This window comes from Thauera linaloolentis 47Lol = DSM 12138, from assembly GCF_000310205.1.
Taxonomy (GTDB): Bacteria; Pseudomonadota; Gammaproteobacteria; order Burkholderiales; family Rhodocyclaceae; genus Thauera; species Thauera linaloolentis.
On the sequence record NZ_AMXE01000011.1, the window covers coordinates 17,733 to 36,515 of the forward strand.

At 67.4% G+C, this 18,783-nt stretch carries 23 protein-coding genes and 1 tRNA gene; 9 read left to right on the forward strand and 15 right to left on the reverse strand.

All coding sequences use genetic code 11. From position 1 onward, the window contains the following. The first annotated feature begins 1 nt into the window (after position 1). The 4 genes from C666_RS05135 to C666_RS05150 all read left to right on the forward strand — a co-directional run bounded on the left by C666_RS05135 (position 2) and on the right by C666_RS05150 (position 2,988). Positions 2-874 (forward strand): bile acid:sodium symporter family protein, encoded by an 873-nt coding sequence (locus tag C666_RS05135; RefSeq protein WP_004334759.1) that lies wholly within the window; start codon positions 2-4, stop codon positions 872-874. Positions 875-1,146: 272 nt separating this feature from the next. Then, a complete protein-coding gene (rapZ, locus tag C666_RS05140; protein ID WP_004334762.1) occupies positions 1,147-2,046 on the forward strand; it encodes an RNase adapter RapZ in 900 nt (299 codons plus the stop codon). After that, a complete protein-coding gene (locus tag C666_RS05145; protein WP_038001138.1) occupies positions 2,043-2,435 on the forward strand; it encodes a NusG domain II-containing protein in 393 nt (130 codons plus the stop codon). Before rapZ ends, C666_RS05145 begins: the two co-directional genes overlap by 4 nt. Further along, on the forward strand, positions 2,416-2,988 hold the full coding sequence (locus tag C666_RS05150) for a Gx transporter family protein (RefSeq protein WP_004334769.1): 573 nt from the start codon (positions 2,416-2,418) through the stop codon (positions 2,986-2,988). The genes C666_RS05145 and C666_RS05150 overlap by 20 nt, the downstream gene beginning before the upstream one ends. 211 nt (positions 2,989-3,199) lie before the next feature. On the opposite strand, the gene C666_RS05155 is transcribed toward C666_RS05150, so the two are convergent. The 14 genes from C666_RS05155 to ybgC all read right to left on the reverse strand — a co-directional run bounded on the left by C666_RS05155 (position 3,200) and on the right by ybgC (position 13,733). Further along, positions 3,200-4,075: a dienelactone hydrolase family protein gene (locus C666_RS05155; protein WP_004334772.1), complete on the reverse strand. Its 876-nt coding sequence runs from the start codon at positions 4,073-4,075 to the stop codon at positions 3,200-3,202. A gap of 297 nt (positions 4,076-4,372) precedes the next feature. Continuing rightward, the gene (gene infA / locus C666_RS05160; RefSeq protein WP_004334775.1) at positions 4,373-4,639 is read right to left on the reverse strand and encodes a translation initiation factor IF-1; all 267 of its coding nucleotides are present in this window, start codon (positions 4,637-4,639) and stop codon (positions 4,373-4,375) included. A 593-nt stretch (positions 4,640-5,232) separates the two neighbouring features. Further along, positions 5,233-5,520, reverse strand: a complete 288-nt coding sequence (locus C666_RS05165) for a hypothetical protein (protein WP_028792373.1) — start codon at positions 5,518-5,520, stop codon at positions 5,233-5,235. A gap of 370 nt (positions 5,521-5,890) precedes the next feature. After that, positions 5,891-5,966: transfer RNA gene (locus C666_RS05170), tRNA-Lys, on the reverse strand. A gap of 76 nt (positions 5,967-6,042) precedes the next feature. Then, positions 6,043-7,179: a YeeE/YedE family protein gene (locus C666_RS05175; RefSeq protein WP_004334780.1), complete on the reverse strand. Its 1,137-nt coding sequence runs from the start codon at positions 7,177-7,179 to the stop codon at positions 6,043-6,045. A gap of 73 nt (positions 7,180-7,252) precedes the next feature. Further along, positions 7,253-7,957, reverse strand: coding sequence for a 7-cyano-7-deazaguanine synthase QueC (queC, locus tag C666_RS05180; RefSeq protein ID WP_004334783.1), 705 nt, complete (start codon positions 7,955-7,957; stop codon positions 7,253-7,255). Positions 7,958-7,997: 40 nt separating this feature from the next. Next, entirely contained in the window at positions 7,998-8,666 is a 669-nt protein-coding gene (gene queE, locus C666_RS05185; protein WP_004334786.1) for a 7-carboxy-7-deazaguanine synthase QueE, read from the reverse strand. A 10-nt stretch (positions 8,667-8,676) separates the two neighbouring features. Beyond that, on the reverse strand, positions 8,677-9,384 hold the full coding sequence (gene ybgF / locus C666_RS05190) for a tol-pal system protein YbgF (protein ID WP_004334790.1): 708 nt from the start codon (positions 9,382-9,384) through the stop codon (positions 8,677-8,679). A 1-nt stretch (position 9,385) separates the two neighbouring features. Next, the gene (gene pal / locus C666_RS05195) at positions 9,386-9,907 is read right to left on the reverse strand and encodes a peptidoglycan-associated lipoprotein Pal (protein WP_004334791.1); all 522 of its coding nucleotides are present in this window, start codon (positions 9,905-9,907) and stop codon (positions 9,386-9,388) included. A gap of 54 nt (positions 9,908-9,961) precedes the next feature. Further along, complete coding sequence (gene tolB, locus C666_RS05200) at positions 9,962-11,242, reverse strand: Tol-Pal system beta propeller repeat protein TolB (RefSeq protein ID WP_004334794.1); 1,281 nt, start codon at positions 11,240-11,242, stop codon at positions 9,962-9,964. A 54-nt stretch (positions 11,243-11,296) separates the two neighbouring features. Continuing rightward, positions 11,297-12,178: an energy transducer TonB gene (locus C666_RS05205; RefSeq protein ID WP_004334796.1), complete on the reverse strand. Its 882-nt coding sequence runs from the start codon at positions 12,176-12,178 to the stop codon at positions 11,297-11,299. Further along, a complete protein-coding gene (locus tag C666_RS05210) occupies positions 12,175-12,591 on the reverse strand; it encodes an ExbD/TolR family protein (RefSeq protein ID WP_004334798.1) in 417 nt (138 codons plus the stop codon). Before C666_RS05210 ends, C666_RS05205 begins: the two co-directional genes overlap by 4 nt. Positions 12,592-12,609: 18 nt before the next feature. Then, on the reverse strand, positions 12,610-13,278 hold the full coding sequence (gene tolQ / locus C666_RS05215; protein WP_004334801.1) for a protein TolQ: 669 nt from the start codon (positions 13,276-13,278) through the stop codon (positions 12,610-12,612). Beyond that, complete coding sequence (gene ybgC, locus C666_RS05220; protein ID WP_004334803.1) at positions 13,275-13,733, reverse strand: tol-pal system-associated acyl-CoA thioesterase; 459 nt, start codon at positions 13,731-13,733, stop codon at positions 13,275-13,277. The genes tolQ and ybgC overlap by 4 nt, the downstream gene beginning before the upstream one ends. A 168-nt stretch (positions 13,734-13,901) precedes the next feature. Between ybgC and C666_RS05225 the strand changes: the two genes are divergently transcribed. The 5 genes from C666_RS05225 to C666_RS05245 all read left to right on the forward strand — a co-directional run bounded on the left by C666_RS05225 (position 13,902) and on the right by C666_RS05245 (position 18,311). Continuing rightward, a complete protein-coding gene (locus tag C666_RS05225) occupies positions 13,902-15,065 on the forward strand; it encodes an STAS domain-containing protein (protein ID WP_004334806.1) in 1,164 nt (387 codons plus the stop codon). A gap of 44 nt (positions 15,066-15,109) precedes the next feature. Beyond that, positions 15,110-15,646 (forward strand): ATP-dependent protease subunit HslV, encoded by a 537-nt coding sequence (gene hslV / locus C666_RS05230; protein ID WP_004334809.1) that lies wholly within the window; start codon positions 15,110-15,112, stop codon positions 15,644-15,646. Positions 15,647-15,656: 10 nt separating this feature from the next. Next, a complete protein-coding gene (gene hslU / locus C666_RS05235) occupies positions 15,657-16,991 on the forward strand; it encodes an ATP-dependent protease ATPase subunit HslU (RefSeq protein WP_004334812.1) in 1,335 nt (444 codons plus the stop codon). Between the two features lie 98 nt (positions 16,992-17,089). Next, entirely contained in the window at positions 17,090-17,965 is an 876-nt protein-coding gene (locus C666_RS05240; protein WP_004334815.1) for an AEC family transporter, read from the forward strand. A 1-nt stretch (position 17,966) separates the two neighbouring features. Next, positions 17,967-18,311, forward strand: coding sequence for a cupin domain-containing protein (locus C666_RS05245; protein ID WP_004334818.1), 345 nt, complete (start codon positions 17,967-17,969; stop codon positions 18,309-18,311). 16 nt (positions 18,312-18,327) lie between these two features. Here C666_RS05245 and C666_RS05250 read toward each other — a convergent pair whose 3' ends face one another. Beyond that, positions 18,328-18,753 carry an RNA-binding S4 domain-containing protein gene (locus C666_RS05250; protein WP_038001143.1) on the reverse strand — a complete coding sequence of 142 codons (426 nt, stop codon included), beginning with the start codon at positions 18,751-18,753 and terminating at the stop codon, positions 18,328-18,330. Between the last annotated feature and the right edge of the window lie 30 nt (positions 18,754-18,783).

The following is an 18,783-nucleotide window of genomic DNA, read 5'->3' on the forward strand; positions in this document are numbered from 1 at the left end:
CATGCTGGCCGACGTGCTGCTGCCCGCTGCGCTGGCGTTCATCATGTTCTCGGTCGGCCTCTCGCTGGAGGCGGCGGATTTCCGCCACGTCTTCGCGCGCCCGGCGGTCCTGGCCGCCGCACTGGCCGGGCAACTGGTGCTGATGCCGCTGGCGGCGTTCGCCGTGGCCCGGCTGGCGGGGCTGCCGGGCGAGCTTGCGGTCGGGCTGATGATTCTCGCCGCCTGTCCCGGCGGGGCGAGCTCGGCCTTCCTGACCCGGCTCGCGCGCGGCAACATCGCGCTCTCGCTGACGGTCACCGTGATCAGCAGCCTTGCAGCGATCGCGACCTTTCCGCTGCTGCTCAAGTTGGTGTTCAGCCATGCGGCGAGCGGCGCCTTCGCCGACGGCATACAGCGCCTGGGTGCCCTGCCGATGGAGAGGCTGGTGGGCAGCGTGCTGGCGATCACCACGCTGCCCACCGCGCTCGGCGTGGCTGTGCGCCACCGCGCGGGGCGGGGTGGTGGATGGCGCGCCGAGCGGATCGTCGGCCAGGTGGCGCTGGTGTTCTTCGCCGCCATCGTGCTGGGGACCTTTCTCGCGCACCGGCAGGCCATCGTGTCGAGCCTGCCCGAGGTCGGGCCCGCGGCGATGCTGCTCAACCTGCTCGCGATGGCGGGCGGCTACGCGCTCGTCGCGCTGGCCGGCGGGCATCGACGCGACTCGGTGGCGGCGGCGATGGAGTGCGGGCTGCAGAACGTCGGCCTGGCGATCTTCGTCGCCGTTTCCCTGTTGCGGCAGCCTCTGATGGCGGCCCCCGGCATCGTCTATGCCCTGGTGATGAATGCCGGCGCATTCGCCCTGATCCTCCTGTCGCGCAAGCATCCGGGCCGATAGCCCGCCGGCGGCGTATGCCGCATGGCGTCGAGCGATCCGCAACAAGCGGATACAATCACGGCGCCCGGAAAAGCAAGAATGCGCCGGAAGACACATGCACGGAACAGGATTCGATCATGCTGCGGGGCGTTCATCCCGGCGGGCGCTCGGCGGGGATCGAAATGGCCGCGGCGTGGGTCGAAGGGGCAGCAGGGCGAGGCCGGCGCGGCTGGCCGCGCCCGGGCACGAAGCGCGCATGCGTCTTGCGCGTGATTTCCAGACGAAGAGGAACCATGCAGATCGTACTCATCAGCGGCTTGTCGGGATCGGGCAAGAGCATCGCGCTCAATGTCCTGGAGGATGCCGGCTACTACGTTGTCGACAACCTGCCGGCTGCGTTGCTGCCGCAATTGGTGACGCATCTGCGCGGTGCGGGCTGGATGCGGGTGGCGGTGGCGGTCGATATGCGCTCGGGGGCGAGCATCGCGGCGCTGCCGAGCCAACTGGAAGTGCTGCGCGAGACGGTGTCCGATCTTCGCTTCATTTTTCTCGAGGCGCGCGATGAGGCACTGATCGCGCGTTTTTCCGAAACCCGCCGCCGCCATCCGCTGGCGGGCGGCGAAGTCACGGTGGAGGAGGCGATCCAGCGCGAGCGCGACGCGCTGGCGAGCATCGCCGAACTGGCCCACCGCATCGATACCAGCGACCTGCATCCGAACACGCTGCGCGCGTGGGTGAAGGATTTCGTCCATGTCGACGAGAGCGAGGGGCTGACGCTGATGTTCGAGTCCTTCGGCTTCAAGTACGGCATTCCGCTCGACGCCGATCTCGTGTTCGACGTCCGCTGCCTGCCCAACCCTTATTACGATCCGCGCCTGCGCCCATTGACCGGCTGTGACGAGCCGGTGAAGGAATTCCTGCGCAAGATTCCGGAGGTCGGCCGCATGGCCGAGGATATCCGCCGCTTTATCGCCAATTGGCTGCCGTCCTACGTGCGCGACAACCGCAGCTACCTGACGGTGGCGATCGGGTGTACCGGCGGCCAGCACCGCTCGGTGTACCTCGTGGAGTGGCTGGCGGAGCGCTTCCGCGACCAGGCCAGCGTGATCGTCCGTCATCGGTCGTCGGCGCGGCGGGCTGCCGACCGGGGGGCGGCGCAGGTGCATGCGCCGGTGGAAGACAAGCAGCCGTGAGATTTCCCGCCGCCGCGGCCTGGCGGACATTGTTGCGGCCGGGCGATGTGCTGGTGGTGATCGGCGGGCTTGCGCTGTGCGTCCATGCCGTGGCGGTGCTCTGGCAGGGGGGGCGGCCCGAGGCGGCGATCGTGCGCGCCGGTGGCAAGGTCGTGGCCGAACTCGATCTGTCCGCTCCGCGCGTGCTGGATGTGCCGGGGCCGCTGGGCACTACGCGCATCGAGATCCAGCCCGGGCGGGCGCGTGTCGCCGCCGACCCCGGCCCCCGGCAGTATTGCGTGCGCCAAGGGTGGCTGACGCAGGCCGGCGCGGTGGCGATCTGCGCCCCCAACGAGGTCAGCCTAAGCCTGAGCGGCCGTGGAGCGGACTATGACTCGCTCAACTATTGAACTCGTCCCTTCGCTGAAGGACCGCCGCATCGCACGCCATGCGGCAGCGGCGATCGTGCTGACCGTGGCCGAGGCGGCGATTCCGCTGCCCTTGCCGGGGGTCAAGCCGGGGCTGGCGAACATCGTCACCCTGATCGTGCTGGCTCGCTGGGGTTGGCGCGAAGCCGTGTGGGTGGCCTTGCTGCGGGTGTTCGCCGGCAGCCTGCTGCTGGGGCAGTTTCTTGCGCCGGGTTTCTTCCTGAGCCTGTCCGGGGCGTTTGCCAGCCTGGTGGCGCTGGGCTTGGCCATGCATCTGCCACGGCGTTGGTTCGGTCCGGTCAGCCACAGCATCCTGGCGGCGTTCGCGCATATCGGTGCGCAACTGGTGGTGGCGCGGCTGTGGCTCGTGCCGCATGACGGGGTGTTCTATCTGATGCCGGTATTCGCGCTCGCGGCAGTGGTGTTCGGCTTGGTCAATGGCCTGGTTGCCGCGCGTCTGCTGCAGGAACTGTGCGGCGAACCCGGCGGGGAGAGGGGCGCGCCGCGGTCTTCCGCGCCGGCTTCGGAACGCTGAGCGCCGGCCTGCGTCCAACTTCGCACTTCGGGTGCGGGGCAAGGACGGAGCGACGCATGAAGGGATGGTGGTGGAGATGCTTGTCCGCGCTGCTCGCGGCGATCTGCGGCCTTGCATTCGGCTGGTTCGCGGGTGTCGGCGTGGCGCGCGCCGAGAACGGCCGCACGGCGGCGAGTACCCCCGCCCGCGCGGCCGCATGCGCCAGGGAAGCTCAGACATGGGCCGAGAACCACGCCAGCAGGCGCTTCCAGCCATCTTCCGCTTCGTTCTTGCGGTAGCTCGGACGATAGTCGGCGTGGAAGGCGTGCGGGGCGTCGGGATAGACGACGATTTCGCCCGGCTTGCCGGCCGAGCGGATGGCGCCGCGCATCGCCTCGACATCGTCGAGCGGAATGCCTTGGTCCTGCCCGCCATAGAGGCCGAGCACCGGTGCGTTGAGATTTGCCGCCACGTCGATCGGATGTGTCGGCTGGTTTTCCGAAGAGGCGCCGCGCAGGCGGCCATACCAGGCGACGCCCGCTTTCAGGGCGGGATTGTGTGCGGCGTACAGCCAGGTGATGCGGCCGCCCCAGCAGAAGCCGGTGATCGCCAGGCGTGCGGTGTCGCCGCCGCGGGTCGCGGCCCATCTTGCGCAGGCGTCGAGGTCGGCCATGACCTGCGCGTCGGGCACTTTCGACACGATCGACGACAGGATGTCGGCGATGTTCTCGAGCGCGGCCGGGTCGCCCTGGCGGAAGTACAGCTCCGGAGCGATCGCCAGATAACCCTGCCCGGCGAGGCGGCGGCAGACGTCGCGGATGTGCTCATGAACGCCGAAGATTTCCTGCACTACGAGCACGACCGGCAGTCCGTCACCCCGGGCGGGGCGGGCAAAGTACACCGGTAGCTGCTCGCCGCCCGACTCGACCGTGGCGGTGCCGGTGTCGAGACCGGTGCTGTCGGTGCTGATCACCGTGCTTGCCTGGATCGGGCACACCGCGAGGGCGAACCCGGTGGCGGCGACCGTCGTGACGAAGCCGCGGCGATCGAGGCGCGCGGCGGGCAGCAGGCTGTCGAATTCGGTCGTGGAGGTGTCGCTTGCATTCATGTCCTTCTCCGGTTGGGGCGGCGATTGAGGAAGTGGTCCACGCCGATGATGCAGTGTTGCCGCATCGTGCGCAGCCCTGCAATGACTCCGCCATGACGGAGATGTTCCCGGGGCGGCCGGCAATGCGGACGCGGATCTCGGTGCGCATCGTCCGGCGCCATCAATGAAGAATGGCCACCGCGCTCCCCCACTGCGTGAGGTCGCTGCCCCCAGGCGGGGCGCTTTTCGTCTTGGGACGGTCCGGCGACGAAAAAAAGCCCCTGCTCGATGGCAGGGGCTTTGCGGGGTGGTGCAGGTTCAGCGGCGGCGCGGAGGCGGCGCAGCCGGCGCACCGGCGGGGCGGCCCGGCAGGTGACGGAAGGTGATCCGGCCCTTGCTCAGATCGTAGGGCGACATCTCGAGCGAGACGTTGTCGCCGGCGATGATGCGGATATGGTGCTTGCGCATCTTGCCACCGGAGTAGGCGATGAGGTTGTGACCGTTGTCCAGGGTGACGCGGTAACGGCCGTCCGGCAAGACTTCCGTAACGGATCCGTGCATTTCGATGAGTTCTTCCTTGGCCATGTTCGGGCTCCTTGTCATTGTGCCGGCGCGTGCTTCGGGTGCGCAGCGGCGGTTTGCCCGCCTCCGCCAGGGTGGGCATCGGGCCGGTTGCTTGCACGTATGGCGCAAGGGGCGGGCCGGCCGGGCCTGTGAAAAAGTGACAGGCCCGCAAATCTGGAACGATTGCACGCCCGCGTCGTGTCGAGCGGGCGCGAGCTGCGCGTCGGGTACTGACTGGCGCACTGCGTCGGGGCGATCCGAAGCGCCTGCAAGGCGTGAAAGACCGCATCGGCCTGCAGCGCACCGGCGCCGCAGGAGGTGTCTCGGAAAAAAACCGGGCGAGCCCGCCAGGGGACGCCGGACGACACGGCAAGTTGTTGCAGGGAAGGGGAAGCCGAGTCAAATGCGCCACGGTGTCATCCAGACCACGGGCAGGTGAAACAGCCATCGGCGCGACGTTTTCGGACCCGCGACAGGAACACCTGCCCATGGTAACGAAACTATGTTGCCGATCTTCAGCACTCGGCATGATACCTGCTGGCAAGGGAACGTGTCCAACGGGTTTTCGGCGATGGCATCCTCATGGCCGGATTCGTCCGGGCCAGGACGGGCGTTCAGCCATGGTGTGTCGGCCGAAGGGCGGACGGCTGGCCGCGCTCGTCGCAGTGGGGCCGGCAGTCTTCCGCGCACGGGGTCGCGTACCTGCCGTCCCGGCTTCGATGCTCTTCCATGCTGCTTGCGCTGACCACGACTGCCGGCAACTGCCATTCCGTTTCGGATGCCTGCGCCACCGGCTTTCCTGCTTGGAAACCTTCGTCTCCGGGGTTCATGGCGGCCATGACGCTCAGTGCGTGGACCGCAACGACGGCTGCGGCGATCAGAGTCTTCATCCCGGTTTTCATGTGCCTGCTCCTCAGGTTCGATGCGCCCGCCGTTTGGGCGATGGCGCCATTTGACCAGCCTGATGTATGCGGCATTTGTCCGGAACCGGGGGATTTGCTTGCTGATGTGTCCCCTGCCTTGCCGGATACGTTGGGATACGTGTTGGAGTGCTGTTACGGCAGGGCGCCTCGGGCGACGGTTCGTGGCACCGGCACGCCAGCGCATTTTCAATCGCAGCTGCAGCGCGCTGTTGGGGATGGCTGGCGTGGGGACGCGGCTCTCACGCCGGGCAGGCGCCTGACCATCAGGATGGCGTAAGCGGTATCGTGGCGCGGAACCCGAAAACAAAAACGCCAGCCCCGAGAGGCTGGCGTAAGTGCTTGAATTCATTGGTAGGCCGTGCAGGATTCGAACCTGCGACCAACGGATTAAAAGTCCGCTGCTCTACCAACTGAGCTAACGACCCAAAAGAGAGGCGGAATTTTAGAAGGAGGGGAGGCCTGCGTCAAGAAGCAATTTTGCCGCCCTTCGGGGGGCTCCGTTCAGGCTTCCCGCATCAGCAGCCAGTACTGGATCTTCATCGTGACTGCGGATCCGGTGATGATCGCAACGGTGGTGATGACCGATCCGAGGGCGAGGGTGGACAGGCCGGTGACGCCCTGGCCGATGGTGCAGCCCAGCGCCGTTACGCCGCCGAAGCCCATCAGGATGCCCCCCGCCATGTGGCGGGCGAGGTCGGGTGCGTCGCGGAAGCCCTCGATGCGGAAGCGCTTCGACAGTACGGCGTGGATGGCCGCGCCGGCGACCACGCCCAGCGTGCTGGCGATGCCGAAGGTGACGATGCGGCTGCTGTCGCTCCACAGCATCAGCAGTTCGAGGGTGAAGGCCAGAGGGCCGACGAAGGTGAGTGATTCCGGGCGGCCGCTGTTGGTACCGATGAAGGCTTCTTCCAGGGTTTCCGGGTGTTCGGCGACGTGGCCGATGTGGCCGGAAACATACCAAGCCGCGACCACGGTGGCGCCGATGATCGCGCCCCCGAGCCAGACGTCGGCGGATCGTGCCTCGCGCTTGGCGAATGCCCATAGCAGCAATGCGCCGCCGGTCACGCCGGCGGCAATCGCCAGGGCGCCGGCCGGGTCGATGCCGCTGGCGGCGATGAAGGCGGGGAGGTCCTGGCCGTGGGGCAGGTCGATCGCGACGGGGTCGAGGAAGCGGACGCGCCACACCGCGAACAGGCCGCGCAGCGTCATGTAGGCGCTGATGCCGAGGAAGACGAAAACCACCAGCGACTTGAGGTTGCCGCCGCCGATACGGATCAGGGTCTTGCTGCCGCAGCCGGAGGCGAGCGTCATGCCGACGCCGAAGGCGAGGCCGCCGATGACGTGGGACAGCCAGATCAGCCTGGCGCCGGTGTAGATCGAGCGGGAGACGTCGAGGAGGCCGGCCAGCTGCAGCGCGGCGGTGCCGAGGATGGCGGCCGCGATGGCAACGGCCCACATGCGCATGCGGTTCCAGTCGCCCATGTTGACGACGTCGGATACGGCACCCATGGTGCAGAAGTTGGTGCGATTGGCAACGAACCCGAATACCGTGCCGACTGCGAAGGCAAGCCAGGCGATGACGGGGGCTGAGACGATCGTTTCTTCCATGATGCGGCCAGCGGCTGAATGGCCGGCCATTCTAGGCGAAAAGCCTGGCCGGGTTGAGACGCCGCGCCTTGCCTGGGGGGCGGCCGTGCTTGCGCAATGCGGTTCAGTCGTTGCGCAACTGGTAGGGCGTCGGGTCCGGCACGTCGGCGGCGGCGAAGCCCATCGCGCGCAGGCGGCAGGCTTCGCAGCGGCCGCAGGCGCGGCCGGCGTCATCGGCCTGGTAGCAGGTGACGGTGATGCCGTAGTCGACGCCGAGCCCGATGCCGCGGCGGATGATGTCGGCCTTGCTCGATTCGATCAGCGGTGCGTGGATGCGCAGCTGGGCGCCTTCGATGCCGGCCTTGGTGGCCAGGTTGGCCATGGCTTCGAAAGCCTGGATGAATGCCGGGCGGCAGTCTGGGTAGCCGGAATAGTCCACCGCGTTGACGCCGATGAAGATGTCGTTCGCACCGAGCACTTCGGCCCAGGCCATCGCGATGGACAACATCACCGTGTTGCGTGCGGGGACGTAGGTCACCGGGATGCAGGGCCGCTCGTCGTCGCCGGGCAGGGCCTCCGGTATGTCGATGGCGGGGTCGGTCAGGGCGGAGCCGCCGAACTGGCCGAGGTTGATGCGCGCGAGCCGGTGCTCCTTGGCGCCCAGTGCCTGTGCCACGCGCAGGGAGGCGGTCAGTTCGGCCGCGTGGCGCTGGCCATAGGCTACCGACAGGGCGTAGGTCTCGAATCCCATGTCGCGGGCGATGGCGAGGCAGGTGGCAGAGTCGAGGCCGCCTGAAAGCAGGACGACGGCGCGTTTGGCTGGGGTCATCGGGGTGGGTTCCGGGTGAGAAGCTGAACGGTGCTGCGGATCAGCGGCCGCGGGCGTCGTTCCACAGCACTTTGTGCAATTGCAGCTGAAAGCGGACCGGCAGGCGGTCGCGCACCACCCATTCCGCCAGCCGTGCAGGATCGAGGGCGCCGGCGACGGGCGACAACAGCACGGTGCAGCGTTCGGCGATGCGGTGCTGGGCGATCTGGCGCTTCGCCCATTCGTAATCCGCCTCGCCGGCGAGCACGATCTTGATCTCGTCGTGCGGGGTGAGCAGGGCGATGTTCGCGTAGAGGTTGCGCTCGACCTCGCCCGAGCCGGGGGCCTTGAGGTCGACGACGCGCGACACGCGCGGATCGACCGCGCCGACGTCGAGTGCGCCGCTGGTCTCGAGCGACACCGAGTAGCCCGCGTCGCACAAGGCGCTCAGCAGCGCCAGGCAAGCCTTCTGCGACAGCGGTTCGCCGCCGGAGACACAGACATGCTCGAGGCCGTGGCGTGCGACTTCGGCCATCACTTCGTCGAGCGTGCGCGATTCGCCGCCGGTGAAGGCGTAGGCCGTGTCGCACCAGGTACAGCGCAGGGGACAGCCGGTGAGACGCACGAACACCGTCGGCAGGCCCACGCGCGTCGATTCGCCCTGCACCGAAGCGAATATCTCGGTAATGCGCAGTTTGACGGCTGCCGCCGTCGATGTTCCGCTTGCCACTGCGCCGGGCTCAGCGCTGGCCGAGGCGCTGCCTGGCGACCTGGGCGGCGTTGCTCTGCGGATAGCGCTCGACCAGCGTCTGCAGCGTGCGGCGCGAGGTTGCCGCATCGCCGATGGACTGCTGGCTGTTGGCGAGGCCGAGCAGGGCGTCGGGGGCGACGTTGTCGTTGGGCCACTTGGTCAGCACGGTGTTGAAGTGCTTGGTGGCGGCGTTGATGTCCTTGGTCTGCAGGGCCGCGTTGCCTGCCCAGAAATGGGCGCCGGCACTGAAGCTGCCTGCGGGGTACTGGGTGGTGAAGGCGTCGAAGGCGGTCAGCGCCTCGCGATGCTTGCCGTCCTTGAGCAGATTGAGCGCAGCCTCGTAGTCGGCGGACTCCGCTGCGGGGTCGCCGGCGCCGCTGGCCGGGCCCACCGTTTCGATCTGGCGCAGACGGGTGTCGAGGTCGACGTAGAAGTCCCGCTGCCGCTGCTTGAGGGTTTCCACCTCGTTGACCAGCAGCTCGATCTGGCCGCGCAGGCGGGCCACTTCGGCACGCAACTGCTCGTTCTGGTTGGCGAGTTCGAGCTGGCCGCGACTGGTGGTCTCGAGCCGGCTTTCGACATCCTGGCGCATATCGGTGATCTGGCGACGGGCCTCGGCGTCATCGAACAGACCCGCTTGCGCGGGTCCGGCCGATGACAGGATGAGAATCGCCGCCAGCGGCAGCAGGCGCTTCATCTCAGAACTCGCCCGAGTACAGCATGTCGCCGCGGCGGTTTTCGGCGAAGCACGCTTCGGTGGCCGCGTCGCAGCGGGGCTTTTCTTCGCCCAGGCTCACGGACTCGATCTGCGTTTCCTTGGCGCCCAGCAGCAGCAGGGCCTGCTTGACCACGTCGGCACGCTTCTGGCCCAGCGCCAGGTTGTACTCGCGGCTGCCGCGCTCGTCGGTGTTGCCCTGGATGAGCATCTTGATCTGCGGGTTCTGCACCAGGAAGCGGGCGTGGGCTTCGACCAGCGGCTTGGCTTCGGACTTGATGACGTAGCTGTCGAAATCGAAGAACACGCTGCGCTTGGACAGGATGTTGTTCGGGTCGGTCAGGGCGGCGATGCCCGAGCCGGATGCGCCGTCGGCGGTCACGGTGGCCACGCCGGCGCCGCCCGAGCGGTCTTCGACCTTGGCTGCGGTGTCGGTGCTGGTGCCGGTGCTCGAGCACGCGGCAAGGATGAGCGACAGCAGGGCGGGGATTGCAAGTTTTTTCATGTGCGATGCTCCGGTTTGTTTGGTTTTGAGACAGCAGTGATTCTTACAGCTTTGTTATTGCCGTGGCTGCGGACCCCAGGCGGGCTCGCGGACATCGGCTGCCTGCACCGTCAGGCGCTGCTTGATCCGCCCATCCGACGACACCGCCGACAGCACGCCTCGTCCGCCGCTTTCGGTGGCGTAGAGGATCATGCGGCCATTGGGGGCGAAGCTGGGCGATTCGTCGCGTGCCGAATCGGTGAGGATCGTTGTCTGGCGGGTGGCGAGGTCCTGCACGGCCACCTGGAAGCGGCCTGCGTTGCGGGTGACGAAGGCGAGCAGCTTGCCGTCCGCGGAAAGGCGCGGGCTGACGTTGTAGCTGCCGTCGAAGGTCACGCGCTGGGCGCTGCCGCCGCCAGCGGAGATGCGGTAGATCTGCGGACTGCCGCCGCGATCGGAAGTGAAGTAGATGTTGTCGTCCTTGCCCCAGAAGGGCTCGGTGTCGATGCCGGACGAACTGGCCAGGCGGCGCACGCCGGAGCCGTCGGCATTGAGCGCGTAGAGTTGCGACTGGCCATCCTTGGTCAGCACCACCGCGAGCTGGCTGCCGTCGGGCGACCAGGTGGGGGCGGAGTTGGAGCCCTTGAAATTGGCGACCACGCGGCGCTGGCCGGTCGCGAGCGTATGGACGTAGACGATCGGCTTCTTCTGCTCGAACGAGACGTAGGCCAGGCGCTGGCCGTCGGGCGACCAGGCGGGCGAGATGATCGGTTCGCGCGAGCGCAGGGCCGTGGCCGCGTTCATGCCGTCGGCGTCGGCGACCTGCAGTTCGAAGTTGGCACCGCTCTTGATGACGTAGGCGATGCGGGTGGAAAAGTAGCCCGGCTGGCCGGTGAGCTTCTCGTAGACGAAGTCGGCGATGCGGTGGCCGATGAGGCGGTTCTGCGAGGCCATCATCGGCAGCGCCATGGCGCCGAGTTCGAGCTGCGTCTGGGTGTCGAACAGGCGGAAGCGCACTTCGTAGCGGCCACTGCCCTGCGAGATGACGCTGCCGGTCAGCACGGCGTCGGCGCCGCGGCCGCGCATGGCCGGCAGGTCGGGCACCACGGATTCGGGCAGGGCCAGGGCGCCGAGGTCGATGAGGCTGAACAGGCCGCTGCGATCGAGGTCGGCGCGCACCACGTCGGTGACGCTGTTCGGCAACTGGCCCTCGTTCTGGAAGATCGGGATGATCACTGGAAAGCGCGAGGCGCCCGCGCCGGTGATCTCGATCGAGAGCTGGGCGTGCGCGCCCAGCGCAAGGCTGGCGAGCGCAATGGCGAACATCAGTCGGAAGGCGGTGAGGATTCGTGTCATGTGAGGCTGCTCCTGCCGCGGATTATATCGATGGATTAAGTAGATAAGGCATGTTCAGTCTTCGGCCAGCGGGCGGAACTTGAGTTCCAGCGTGCGCTGGAATAGAGCGGGGCTGGCCGGCAGGGGCAGCGGGCTCGACCCCAGGATCGCACGCCTGATGGCTTCGTCCAGCGTCGGCACGCCGGAAGAGCGCTTGAGCCGCACGTCGAGCACTTCTCCGGACGGTAGCTGATCGACCTCGAAAGTCGCCTCGGGGTTTCCCGTCAGGCCAGGCGGACGCAGCAGCTTGCCGCGCACCTTGGTGGCAATGGCGAGCTTGTACTTGTCCATGTCGCCCTGCGCGCCGGCGCGGGCGGCCTCCTGGCGCAACATGCCTTCGAGGCGGGCATCCTGCGCAGCCTGCGTCTCCTTTGCCAGGAGCTGCTTCATGTAGTCGTCCTGCACCGGCTTGGGCTTGGGCTCGGGCTTGGCCTGTGGCTTGGGGGCGGGTTTGGGTGCCGGCTTCGGCTCAGGTTTGGGCTCGGGCTTCGGTTCAGGCTTCTTGGGCTCGGGCTTGGGGGCAGGCTTGGGCGGCTCGGGCTTTTTCTCCGGTGCCTTGGTGGCGATCTCGGGTTTGGGCGTGGGTGCCGGCTTGGGCGGCTCCGGCCTGGGTTCGGGTTTAGGCTCGGGCTTGGGTTCGGGCTTCGGCGCCGGAGGCTCGGGTTTGGGCTCCGGTTTCGGTTCGGGTTTGGGGGCCGGTCTGGGCTCCGGCTTCGGGGCCGGCGTGGCCACGGTGGGGGCGCTGACCAGGCCTACTTCGAGCGCGGCTGGCGGCGCGCTCTGCCAGCGGATGCCGAAGAACAGGAACAGGAACAGGCCCAGGTGGACCGCGACGGTCAGGCCGAGGGATTGCCATTTGCCCGGCGCTTCGCGGGGCGGTGCTGCTCTATCCCTCATTTTTGCGCGGTGCCGCTCTGGGTGACAAGGCTGATCTTGCGCACGCCGGTGCCGCGCGCGACTTCGAGCACGTCGATCACCTTCTGGTAGTCCAGCGTGCTGTGCGCGGCGACGAGGAAGGCCTGATCGGGATTCTTTGCCAGTGCCTCCTGCAGGGCGGGTTCGAGCTGGTCGTTGCGCAGCGGGCGGGAGGTGCCGCTGTTGCTGGCGCGCAGGGCCAGTTTGCCGCCGGCGTCCAGCTCGATGACGATGGCTTCGGCCCGTGGTGGCGGCGTGCCCGCGCCCGCGGATGGCACGTCGATGGTGCCTTGCTGGATCATCGGCGCGGTGACCATGAAGATCACCAGCAGCACCAGCATCACGTCGATGTAGGGCACGACGTTGATCTGGTTCATGAGGCGGCGTTGGCGCATGGTTTGCCTCCGTGTCCGTCAGCGCAGGTTGCGCTGCAGGATGTTGGAGAACTCTTCGATGAAGCTCTCGAAGCGGATGCCCAGGCGATCGATGTCGTGGGCGAAGCGGTTGTAGGCGACGACCGCGGGAATGGCGGCGAACAGGCCGATCGCGGTCGCGACCAGCGCTTCGGCGATGCCCGGCGCGACTTGCGCGAGGGTGGCCGCGCCGACGCTGGAGAGGCCGCGGAACGAGTTCATGATGCCCCACACGGTGCCGAGCAGGCCGATGTAGGGCGACACCGAGCCGACCGAGGCGAGGAAGGCGAGGTGGGCTTCCAGGTCGTCGACCTCGCGCTGGTAGGTCGCGCGCATCGCGCGCCGCGCGCCGTCGAGGATGGCGGAGTGGTCGTGTCCCTTGGCGCGCAGCTTGGTGTATTCGCGGTAGCCGGCCTCGAAGATGCGCTCCATGCCGCCGGCCTCGTGGCGGGCCGCGGCGTCGAACAGGGTGTTGAGGTCGCCGCCGCTCCAGAAGTCGCGTTCGAATTCGTCGGTCTGCGTGCGCGCGGCGCGGATCTGGAACCACTTGCGGAAGATCCAGTACCAGGACACCAGCGACAGGGTGGCGAGGAGCGCCATGACGAGCTGGACGAGCACGCTCGCCTGGCTGATGAGGCTGAGAATGGAGAGGTCGTGGGTGACGGTCATGCTAGGCTTTCGAAGTGGGCGTGCAGATGGGACGGCATCGGTGCCGGTTTTTGCCGGCCATGGTCGATGCAGGCGATTAGGACCTGGGCGGTGAACAGAAGTTGCCCGCCGCGCCGGATTTCCTGGTCGAATGTCAGGCTGGCACGGCGCAGTGCGGCGATGCGGGTGGCAACCTGCAAGGCGTCGTCGAGGCGGGCCGGATGCAGGTAGTCCGCCTTGACCGCGCGCACGACGAAGGCGATGCCCGTCGATTCCAGCAGCTTGTGCTGTTCGACGCCGAGCGCGCGCAGCCATTCGGTGCGGGCCCGCTCGCAGAAGCGCAGGTAGTTGGCGTAGTAGACGACGCCCGCCGCGTCGGTGTCCTCGTAATACACGCGGACAGGCAGAATGAACGAGGCCGCCGGGGACGGCGAATCCTCCGGCGGTCGTGGCGCGGCAGCGATTTTGGGTTGCATCGCAGCATTCTATCCGAGCCTGTGGAGCCGTCCAGTGGCTCGTGCTGATGCGTATATTTACAAAACGTAATCCCCGCCGAGGCCTGTATTCGCAGGCATATTGCGGGAAATGCTATCCTTCGGCACGGGCTCCGGAGCCCGTATCGAACACTTTGGACGAAGCGCAGCGTGGCACTTTCCTTTTTCGGCCGGAAACGGCCGGGTGGCACAAGGCCGGCGGAGCGGGCCGAGGCGGTCGAGCATGCGGGCGAGGCCATGCTTCCGCCGCCGACCGTGCTCTCGGAGCTCGACTTTACCGGCGGCGGGGCCGGGCGCGGTCTCACGACCGCCGCGGGCGAAGTCGAAGTCCAGGAGATCGGCGCCGGCATCGGTGCGGTATTCGAGGAAGCCGCGATCCTCTACGCCAATGGCAACGTCGGCGAGGCCGAGCAGGTGCTGGTGGCGACGCTCGACGACGCGAAGGCGACGACGGGCGAGGGGCTGTGGATGATGCTGCTCGACCTGTACCGCCTGACCGGGCAGCGCCAGCGCTTCGAAGCGCGCGTGCTCGACTACGCGACCCGCTTCGAACGCTCTCCTCCGCCCTGGGTGGACCTGTCCGCCGCTGCCTCGCGCCCCAGTGGGGACCGTACGCCGACGGTCGGGCTGTCCGGCAGCCTGGGGGCCCAGGCCGAGACCCAGCTGGCCCAGATCGCCGCCGTTGCGCGGCGCGGTGGCGCCGTGCGTATCGATGTCGGCAAGCTGCGCAAGGTCGCGGATGCCGGCTGTGGCTTGCTGCTCCGTCTGCTCGACGAACTGGCGGCCGAGCGCGTCAAGGTCGGGCTGTCGAGCGTCGAGCCGTTCATCGATGAGCTTGCCAGGCGTACGGTCGCGGGGCAGCCGGACGGGCGCGACACCTGGCTGCTGTTGCTCGAACTGCTTCAATTCACCGGCGACCAGGCACGCTTCGAGAATTTCGCCATCGATTACGCCGTCACCTTCGAGGAGTCGCCGCCATCGTGGAAGGGCATCGCTGCCGCCACGCCCAGGCTCGCCGAGCCGGAAGCGGCGGCGGATGACGGGGTGCCCCGGCTGAGCGGCGAACTGTGCGGGGCCTCGAACGAGTACCTCAAGCGTCTTGCAGGCCTCGCGGCCGAGCGGGACGCGTTGAAGGTGGATTGCGGCCAACTGCGCCGGGTCGATTTCGTCTGTGCGGGGCTGCTTTTCAACATTCTCGCCACGGTCAAGGCGCAGGGTAAACTCGTGACCCTGTTTAACGTCAATGCCATGGTCGCGGCGTTGTTGCGCGTCATGAGTGTTGATCAGGTCGCACACGTCACGTTGCGCTACTGAACAACAACCTAGCAGCGCCGGCCGCGGGCCGGCGGGGAATCATCATGGAACAATATCGCGGCACCACCATCCTGTCGGTGCGGCGCGGCAATCGCGTCGCCCTCGGCGGGGACGGCCAGGTCACCCTGGGCAACATCGTCATCAAGGCTTCGGCGCGCAAGGTGCGCACCCTCTACAACGGCGGCATCCTGGCCGGCTTCGCGGGCGGCACCGCCGATGCCTTCACGCTGTTCGAGCGTTTCGAAGCCAAGCTCGACAAGCATCAGGGCAACCTGCTGCGCTCGGCGGTCGAACTGGCCAAGGACTGGCGAACCGACCGCATGCTGCGCCGGCTGGAGGCCATGCTGGCGGTCGCCGACCGCGACCATTCGCTGATCATCACCGGCAATGGCGACGTGCTCGAGCCCGAGCAGGGCATCGTCGCCATCGGCAGCGGCGGCGCCTACGCCCAGGCGGCCGCGCGCGCGCTGATCGAGAATACCGAGCAGGCGCCGGCCGAAGTCGTCTCCAAGGCGCTCGGCATCGCCGCCGACCTGTGCATCTACACCAATCACCATCACACCATCGAAGTGCTGGATTGAGAGCGAACGCATGACCCAGATGACCCCGCCGGAGATCGTCTCCGAACTTGACAAGCACATCGTCGGCCAGGACAAGGCCAAGAAGGCCGTCGCCATCGCGCTGCGCAACCGCTGGCGCCGCGCCCAGGTCGAGGAGCCGCTGCGCAGCGAGATCACGCCCAAGAACATCCTGATGATCGGCCCCACCGGCGTCGGCAAGACCGAGATCGCCCGCCGCCTGGCGCGTTTGGCGAATGCGCCGTTCATCAAGATCGAGGCGACCAAGTTCACCGAAGTGGGCTACGTCGGGCGCGATGTGGACACGATCATCCGCGACCTGATGGAGATCGCCATCAAGGACGGCCGCGAGCGCGCGATGAAGCGGGTGCGCGACCGTGCCCTCGATGCCGCCGAGGACCGGGTGCTCGACACCCTGCTGCCGCCCGCGCGCGGCGTGGGTTTCAATGCCGAACCCGAGCCGGCGCAGGATTCGGCGACGCGGCAGAAATTCCGCAAGAAGCTGCGCGAAGGCGAATTGGACGACAAGGAAATCGACATCGAGGTGGCGGCACCGTCGATGCAGGCCGAAATCTTCGCGCCGCCGGGCATGGAAGAACTGACCCAGCAGATCCAGGGCATGTTCCAGAATCTGGGCAGCGGCAGGAAGAAGCAGCGCAAGCTGAAGATCCGCGAGGCGCTGAAGCTGCTCGCCGACGAAGAGGCGGCGCGCATGATCAACGACGAGGAGGTCAAGCTCGAGGCCGTGCGCGCGGTCGAGCAGAACGGCATCGTGTTCCTCGACGAAGTGGACAAGATCGCTGCCCGCAGCGACGCGCATGGTGCCGACGTCTCCCGCCAGGGCGTGCAGCGCGACCTGCTGCCCCTGGTCGAAGGCACCACGATCTCGACCAAGTACGGCATGATCAAGACCGACCACGTCCTGTTCATCGCCAGCGGGGCCTTCCACCTGTCGAAGCCCAGCGACCTGATTCCCGAACTGCAGGGCCGCTTCCCGATCCGCGTCGAACTCGAATCGCTGTCGGTCGAAGACTTCGAACGCATCCTCACCAGCACCGACGCCTGCCTGACGCGCCAGTACGAGGCCTTGCTGGCGACCGATGGCGTTAAGGTCGATTTCACCCCCGAAGGCATCCGCCGCCTGGCCGAGATCGCCTTCCAGGTGAACGAGAAGACCGAGAACATTGGCGCCCGCCGCCTGTACACGGTGATGGAGAAACTGCTCGAGGAAGTGTCCTTCGAGGCGGGCAAGGGCACGCTCGACAAGGTGGTGGTCGATGCGGCCTATGTCGATGGCCGGCTCGACATGCTGGCGCAGAGGGAGGATCTCGCGCGCTACGTGCTCTGATCGCGTCCTGAACAGGCGCCACATGCGCCCCGGTTGCGGATGAGCGCCGCAACCGGGGCGTTCCCTTTCACGGCCGTGGTCTTTTGCGCGTCATTCCCATGCTGATCCGAATCATCGAAATCCTGTTTCCGCTCTTTGCGATCACCGCGCTCGGCTATCTGGTCGGGCGCCGCATGAAGCCGGACCTGTCGCACGCCAACAAGCTGAACATGGACGTGTTCGTGCCGGCGCTGGTGTTTGCGGCGCTTGCCAACAAGGCGTTCGACATCAGTGCCTATCTGCCGCTGGTCCTCGCCGCCACCGTGATGGTGGTCGGCTCCGGTCTCGTCGCATGGGCGATTGCGCGCGCGGTCGGCATCGAGCCGAAGACCTTGGTGCCGCCGATCATGTTCAACAACTGCGGCAATCTCGGCCTGCCGCTGGCGGTGCTGGCCTTCGGCGAAGCGGCGCTGGCGCCGATGGTCGTGCTGTTCATGGTGTCGAACCTGATTCACTTCTCCTTCGGTGCCTGGCTGTTCGACCGCCGCGTCAGTGTGTTCACGGTGTGGAAAGTGCCGTCGGTGCTGGCGACCTTCCTCGGGATCGGGGTCAGCCTGTCGCGGTTCGAAGTGTGGCCGCCGCTGCTGACCGCGATCCGCATGCTGGGCGAAATCTCGATTCCGCTGATGCTGTTCGGCCTGGGGGTGCGGCTGGCAGGCTCGCGTGTCGGCGCGATCGGTTTCGGGCTGCTCGGCGCCGTGCTGCGCCCCGTCACCGGCATGTTGCTGGCGTGGGTCATCATGCTGCTGATCGATCTGCCGCCGCGTGAACAGGCCTTGCTGCTGGTGTTCGGCGCGCTGCCGCCAGCGGTGCTCAACTACATGTTCGCCGAGCGCTACGACCAGCAGCCGGACAAGGTGGCCTCCATGGTGCTGATCGGCAACGTCGCCGCAGTGCTGTTCCTGTCGGTCGCGCTGGCCCTGGTACTGGACTGACATGGGGGCTTCGCCGCCGCTCAGATGGGGCAATCTTTACGCGCCTTTGCCCGCTGCGGGCGCCGAAGAGCATTTCCAGACGCTGTTCGCCGGCGGGGCCTGCCGGGTCGAGCGCATCGTTTCGCACGGCCAGGTCAGCCCGCCTGGCTTCTGGTACGACCAGGCCGAGGACGAATGGGTCGTGCTGTTGCAGGGCGAGGCCGAACTCGGCTTTGCCGACGGCCAGCGCATTAAGCTGCTGCCGGGCGACTGGGTGGAAATCCCCGCCGGCTGCCGGCATCGGGTGGAGGCGACCGCGCAGGGGACTGTCTGGCTGGCCGTGCATTGCATGGACGGCGCCGGCTGAAGCCTGGCGGGCGGCTTCAGTGTCCGCTGAAGCGGTCGATGCGGCGGCGGTCGCGCTTGGTCGGGCGGCCATGCAGGTCCGCGCCCGGCGTTGCGGCAAACTTGCGCAGTTCGCGCGCCTGTTCGCGCTGCGTGACGCTCTCCGCGGTTTCTTCATACAGCGTCTGCGCCACACTCGCAGAACCGCGTTTGTCCGCGATCGCGCGCACGACGACCGTGCGTGTTTCCTCGCCGGCCGTGACGTCTATCCGGTCGCCCGCCTTGACCTCGCGCGCGGGCTTGGCCGCCACGCCGTTGAGCTTGACCTTGCCGCCGTCGACGGCTTCGGTTGCTGCCGTACGGTGCTTGAAGAAACGGGCTGCCCACAGCCATTTGTCGAGGCGGGTGGAAAGGAGTCCGGGGCCGGTCACCAGCGCATATTCCGAAGTGGATGGTCGCGGCATTATCCACAATGGAGAAAAGCTGCGCAAAGC

Coding starts and splice junctions, on each gene's coding strand:
- C666_RS05205 (WP_004334796.1), bottom strand. CDS start 12,178: ATGAGGGATAGAGCAGCACCGCCCCGCGAAGCGCCGGGCAAATGGCAA.
- infA (WP_004334775.1), bottom strand. CDS start 4,639: ATGGCCAAGGAAGAACTCATCGAAATGCACGGATCCGTTACGGAAGTC.
- C666_RS05240 (WP_004334815.1), top strand. CDS start 17,090: ATGCTGATCCGAATCATCGAAATCCTGTTTCCGCTCTTTGCGATCACC.
- C666_RS05165 (WP_028792373.1), bottom strand. CDS start 5,520: ATGAAAACCGGGATGAAGACTCTGATCGCCGCAGCCGTCGTTGCGGTC.
- ybgC (WP_004334803.1), bottom strand. CDS start 13,733: ATGCAACCCAAAATCGCTGCCGCGCCACGACCGCCGGAGGATTCGCCG.
- C666_RS05175 (WP_004334780.1), bottom strand. CDS start 7,179: ATGGCCGGCCATTCAGCCGCTGGCCGCATCATGGAAGAAACGATCGTC.
- tolQ (WP_004334801.1), bottom strand. CDS start 13,278: ATGACCGTCACCCACGACCTCTCCATTCTCAGCCTCATCAGCCAGGCG.
- hslU (WP_004334812.1), top strand. CDS start 15,657: ATGACCCAGATGACCCCGCCGGAGATCGTCTCCGAACTTGACAAGCAC.
- queC (WP_004334783.1), bottom strand. CDS start 7,957: ATGACCCCAGCCAAACGCGCCGTCGTCCTGCTTTCAGGCGGCCTCGAC.
- tolB (WP_004334794.1), bottom strand. CDS start 11,242: ATGACACGAATCCTCACCGCCTTCCGACTGATGTTCGCCATTGCGCTC.
- C666_RS05155 (WP_004334772.1), bottom strand. CDS start 4,075: ATGAATGCAAGCGACACCTCCACGACCGAATTCGACAGCCTGCTGCCC.
- C666_RS05210 (WP_004334798.1), bottom strand. CDS start 12,591: ATGCGCCAACGCCGCCTCATGAACCAGATCAACGTCGTGCCCTACATC.
- C666_RS05135 (WP_004334759.1), top strand. CDS start 2: ATGCTGGCCGACGTGCTGCTGCCCGCTGCGCTGGCGTTCATCATGTTC.
- rapZ (WP_004334762.1), top strand. CDS start 1,147: ATGCAGATCGTACTCATCAGCGGCTTGTCGGGATCGGGCAAGAGCATC.
- hslV (WP_004334809.1), top strand. CDS start 15,110: ATGGAACAATATCGCGGCACCACCATCCTGTCGGTGCGGCGCGGCAAT.
- C666_RS05150 (WP_004334769.1), top strand. CDS start 2,416: ATGACTCGCTCAACTATTGAACTCGTCCCTTCGCTGAAGGACCGCCGC.
- ybgF (WP_004334790.1), bottom strand. CDS start 9,384: ATGAAGCGCCTGCTGCCGCTGGCGGCGATTCTCATCCTGTCATCGGCC.
- C666_RS05250 (WP_038001143.1), bottom strand. CDS start 18,753: ATGCCGCGACCATCCACTTCGGAATATGCGCTGGTGACCGGCCCCGGA.
- pal (WP_004334791.1), bottom strand. CDS start 9,907: ATGAAAAAACTTGCAATCCCCGCCCTGCTGTCGCTCATCCTTGCCGCG.
- C666_RS05245 (WP_004334818.1), top strand. CDS start 17,967: ATGGGGGCTTCGCCGCCGCTCAGATGGGGCAATCTTTACGCGCCTTTG.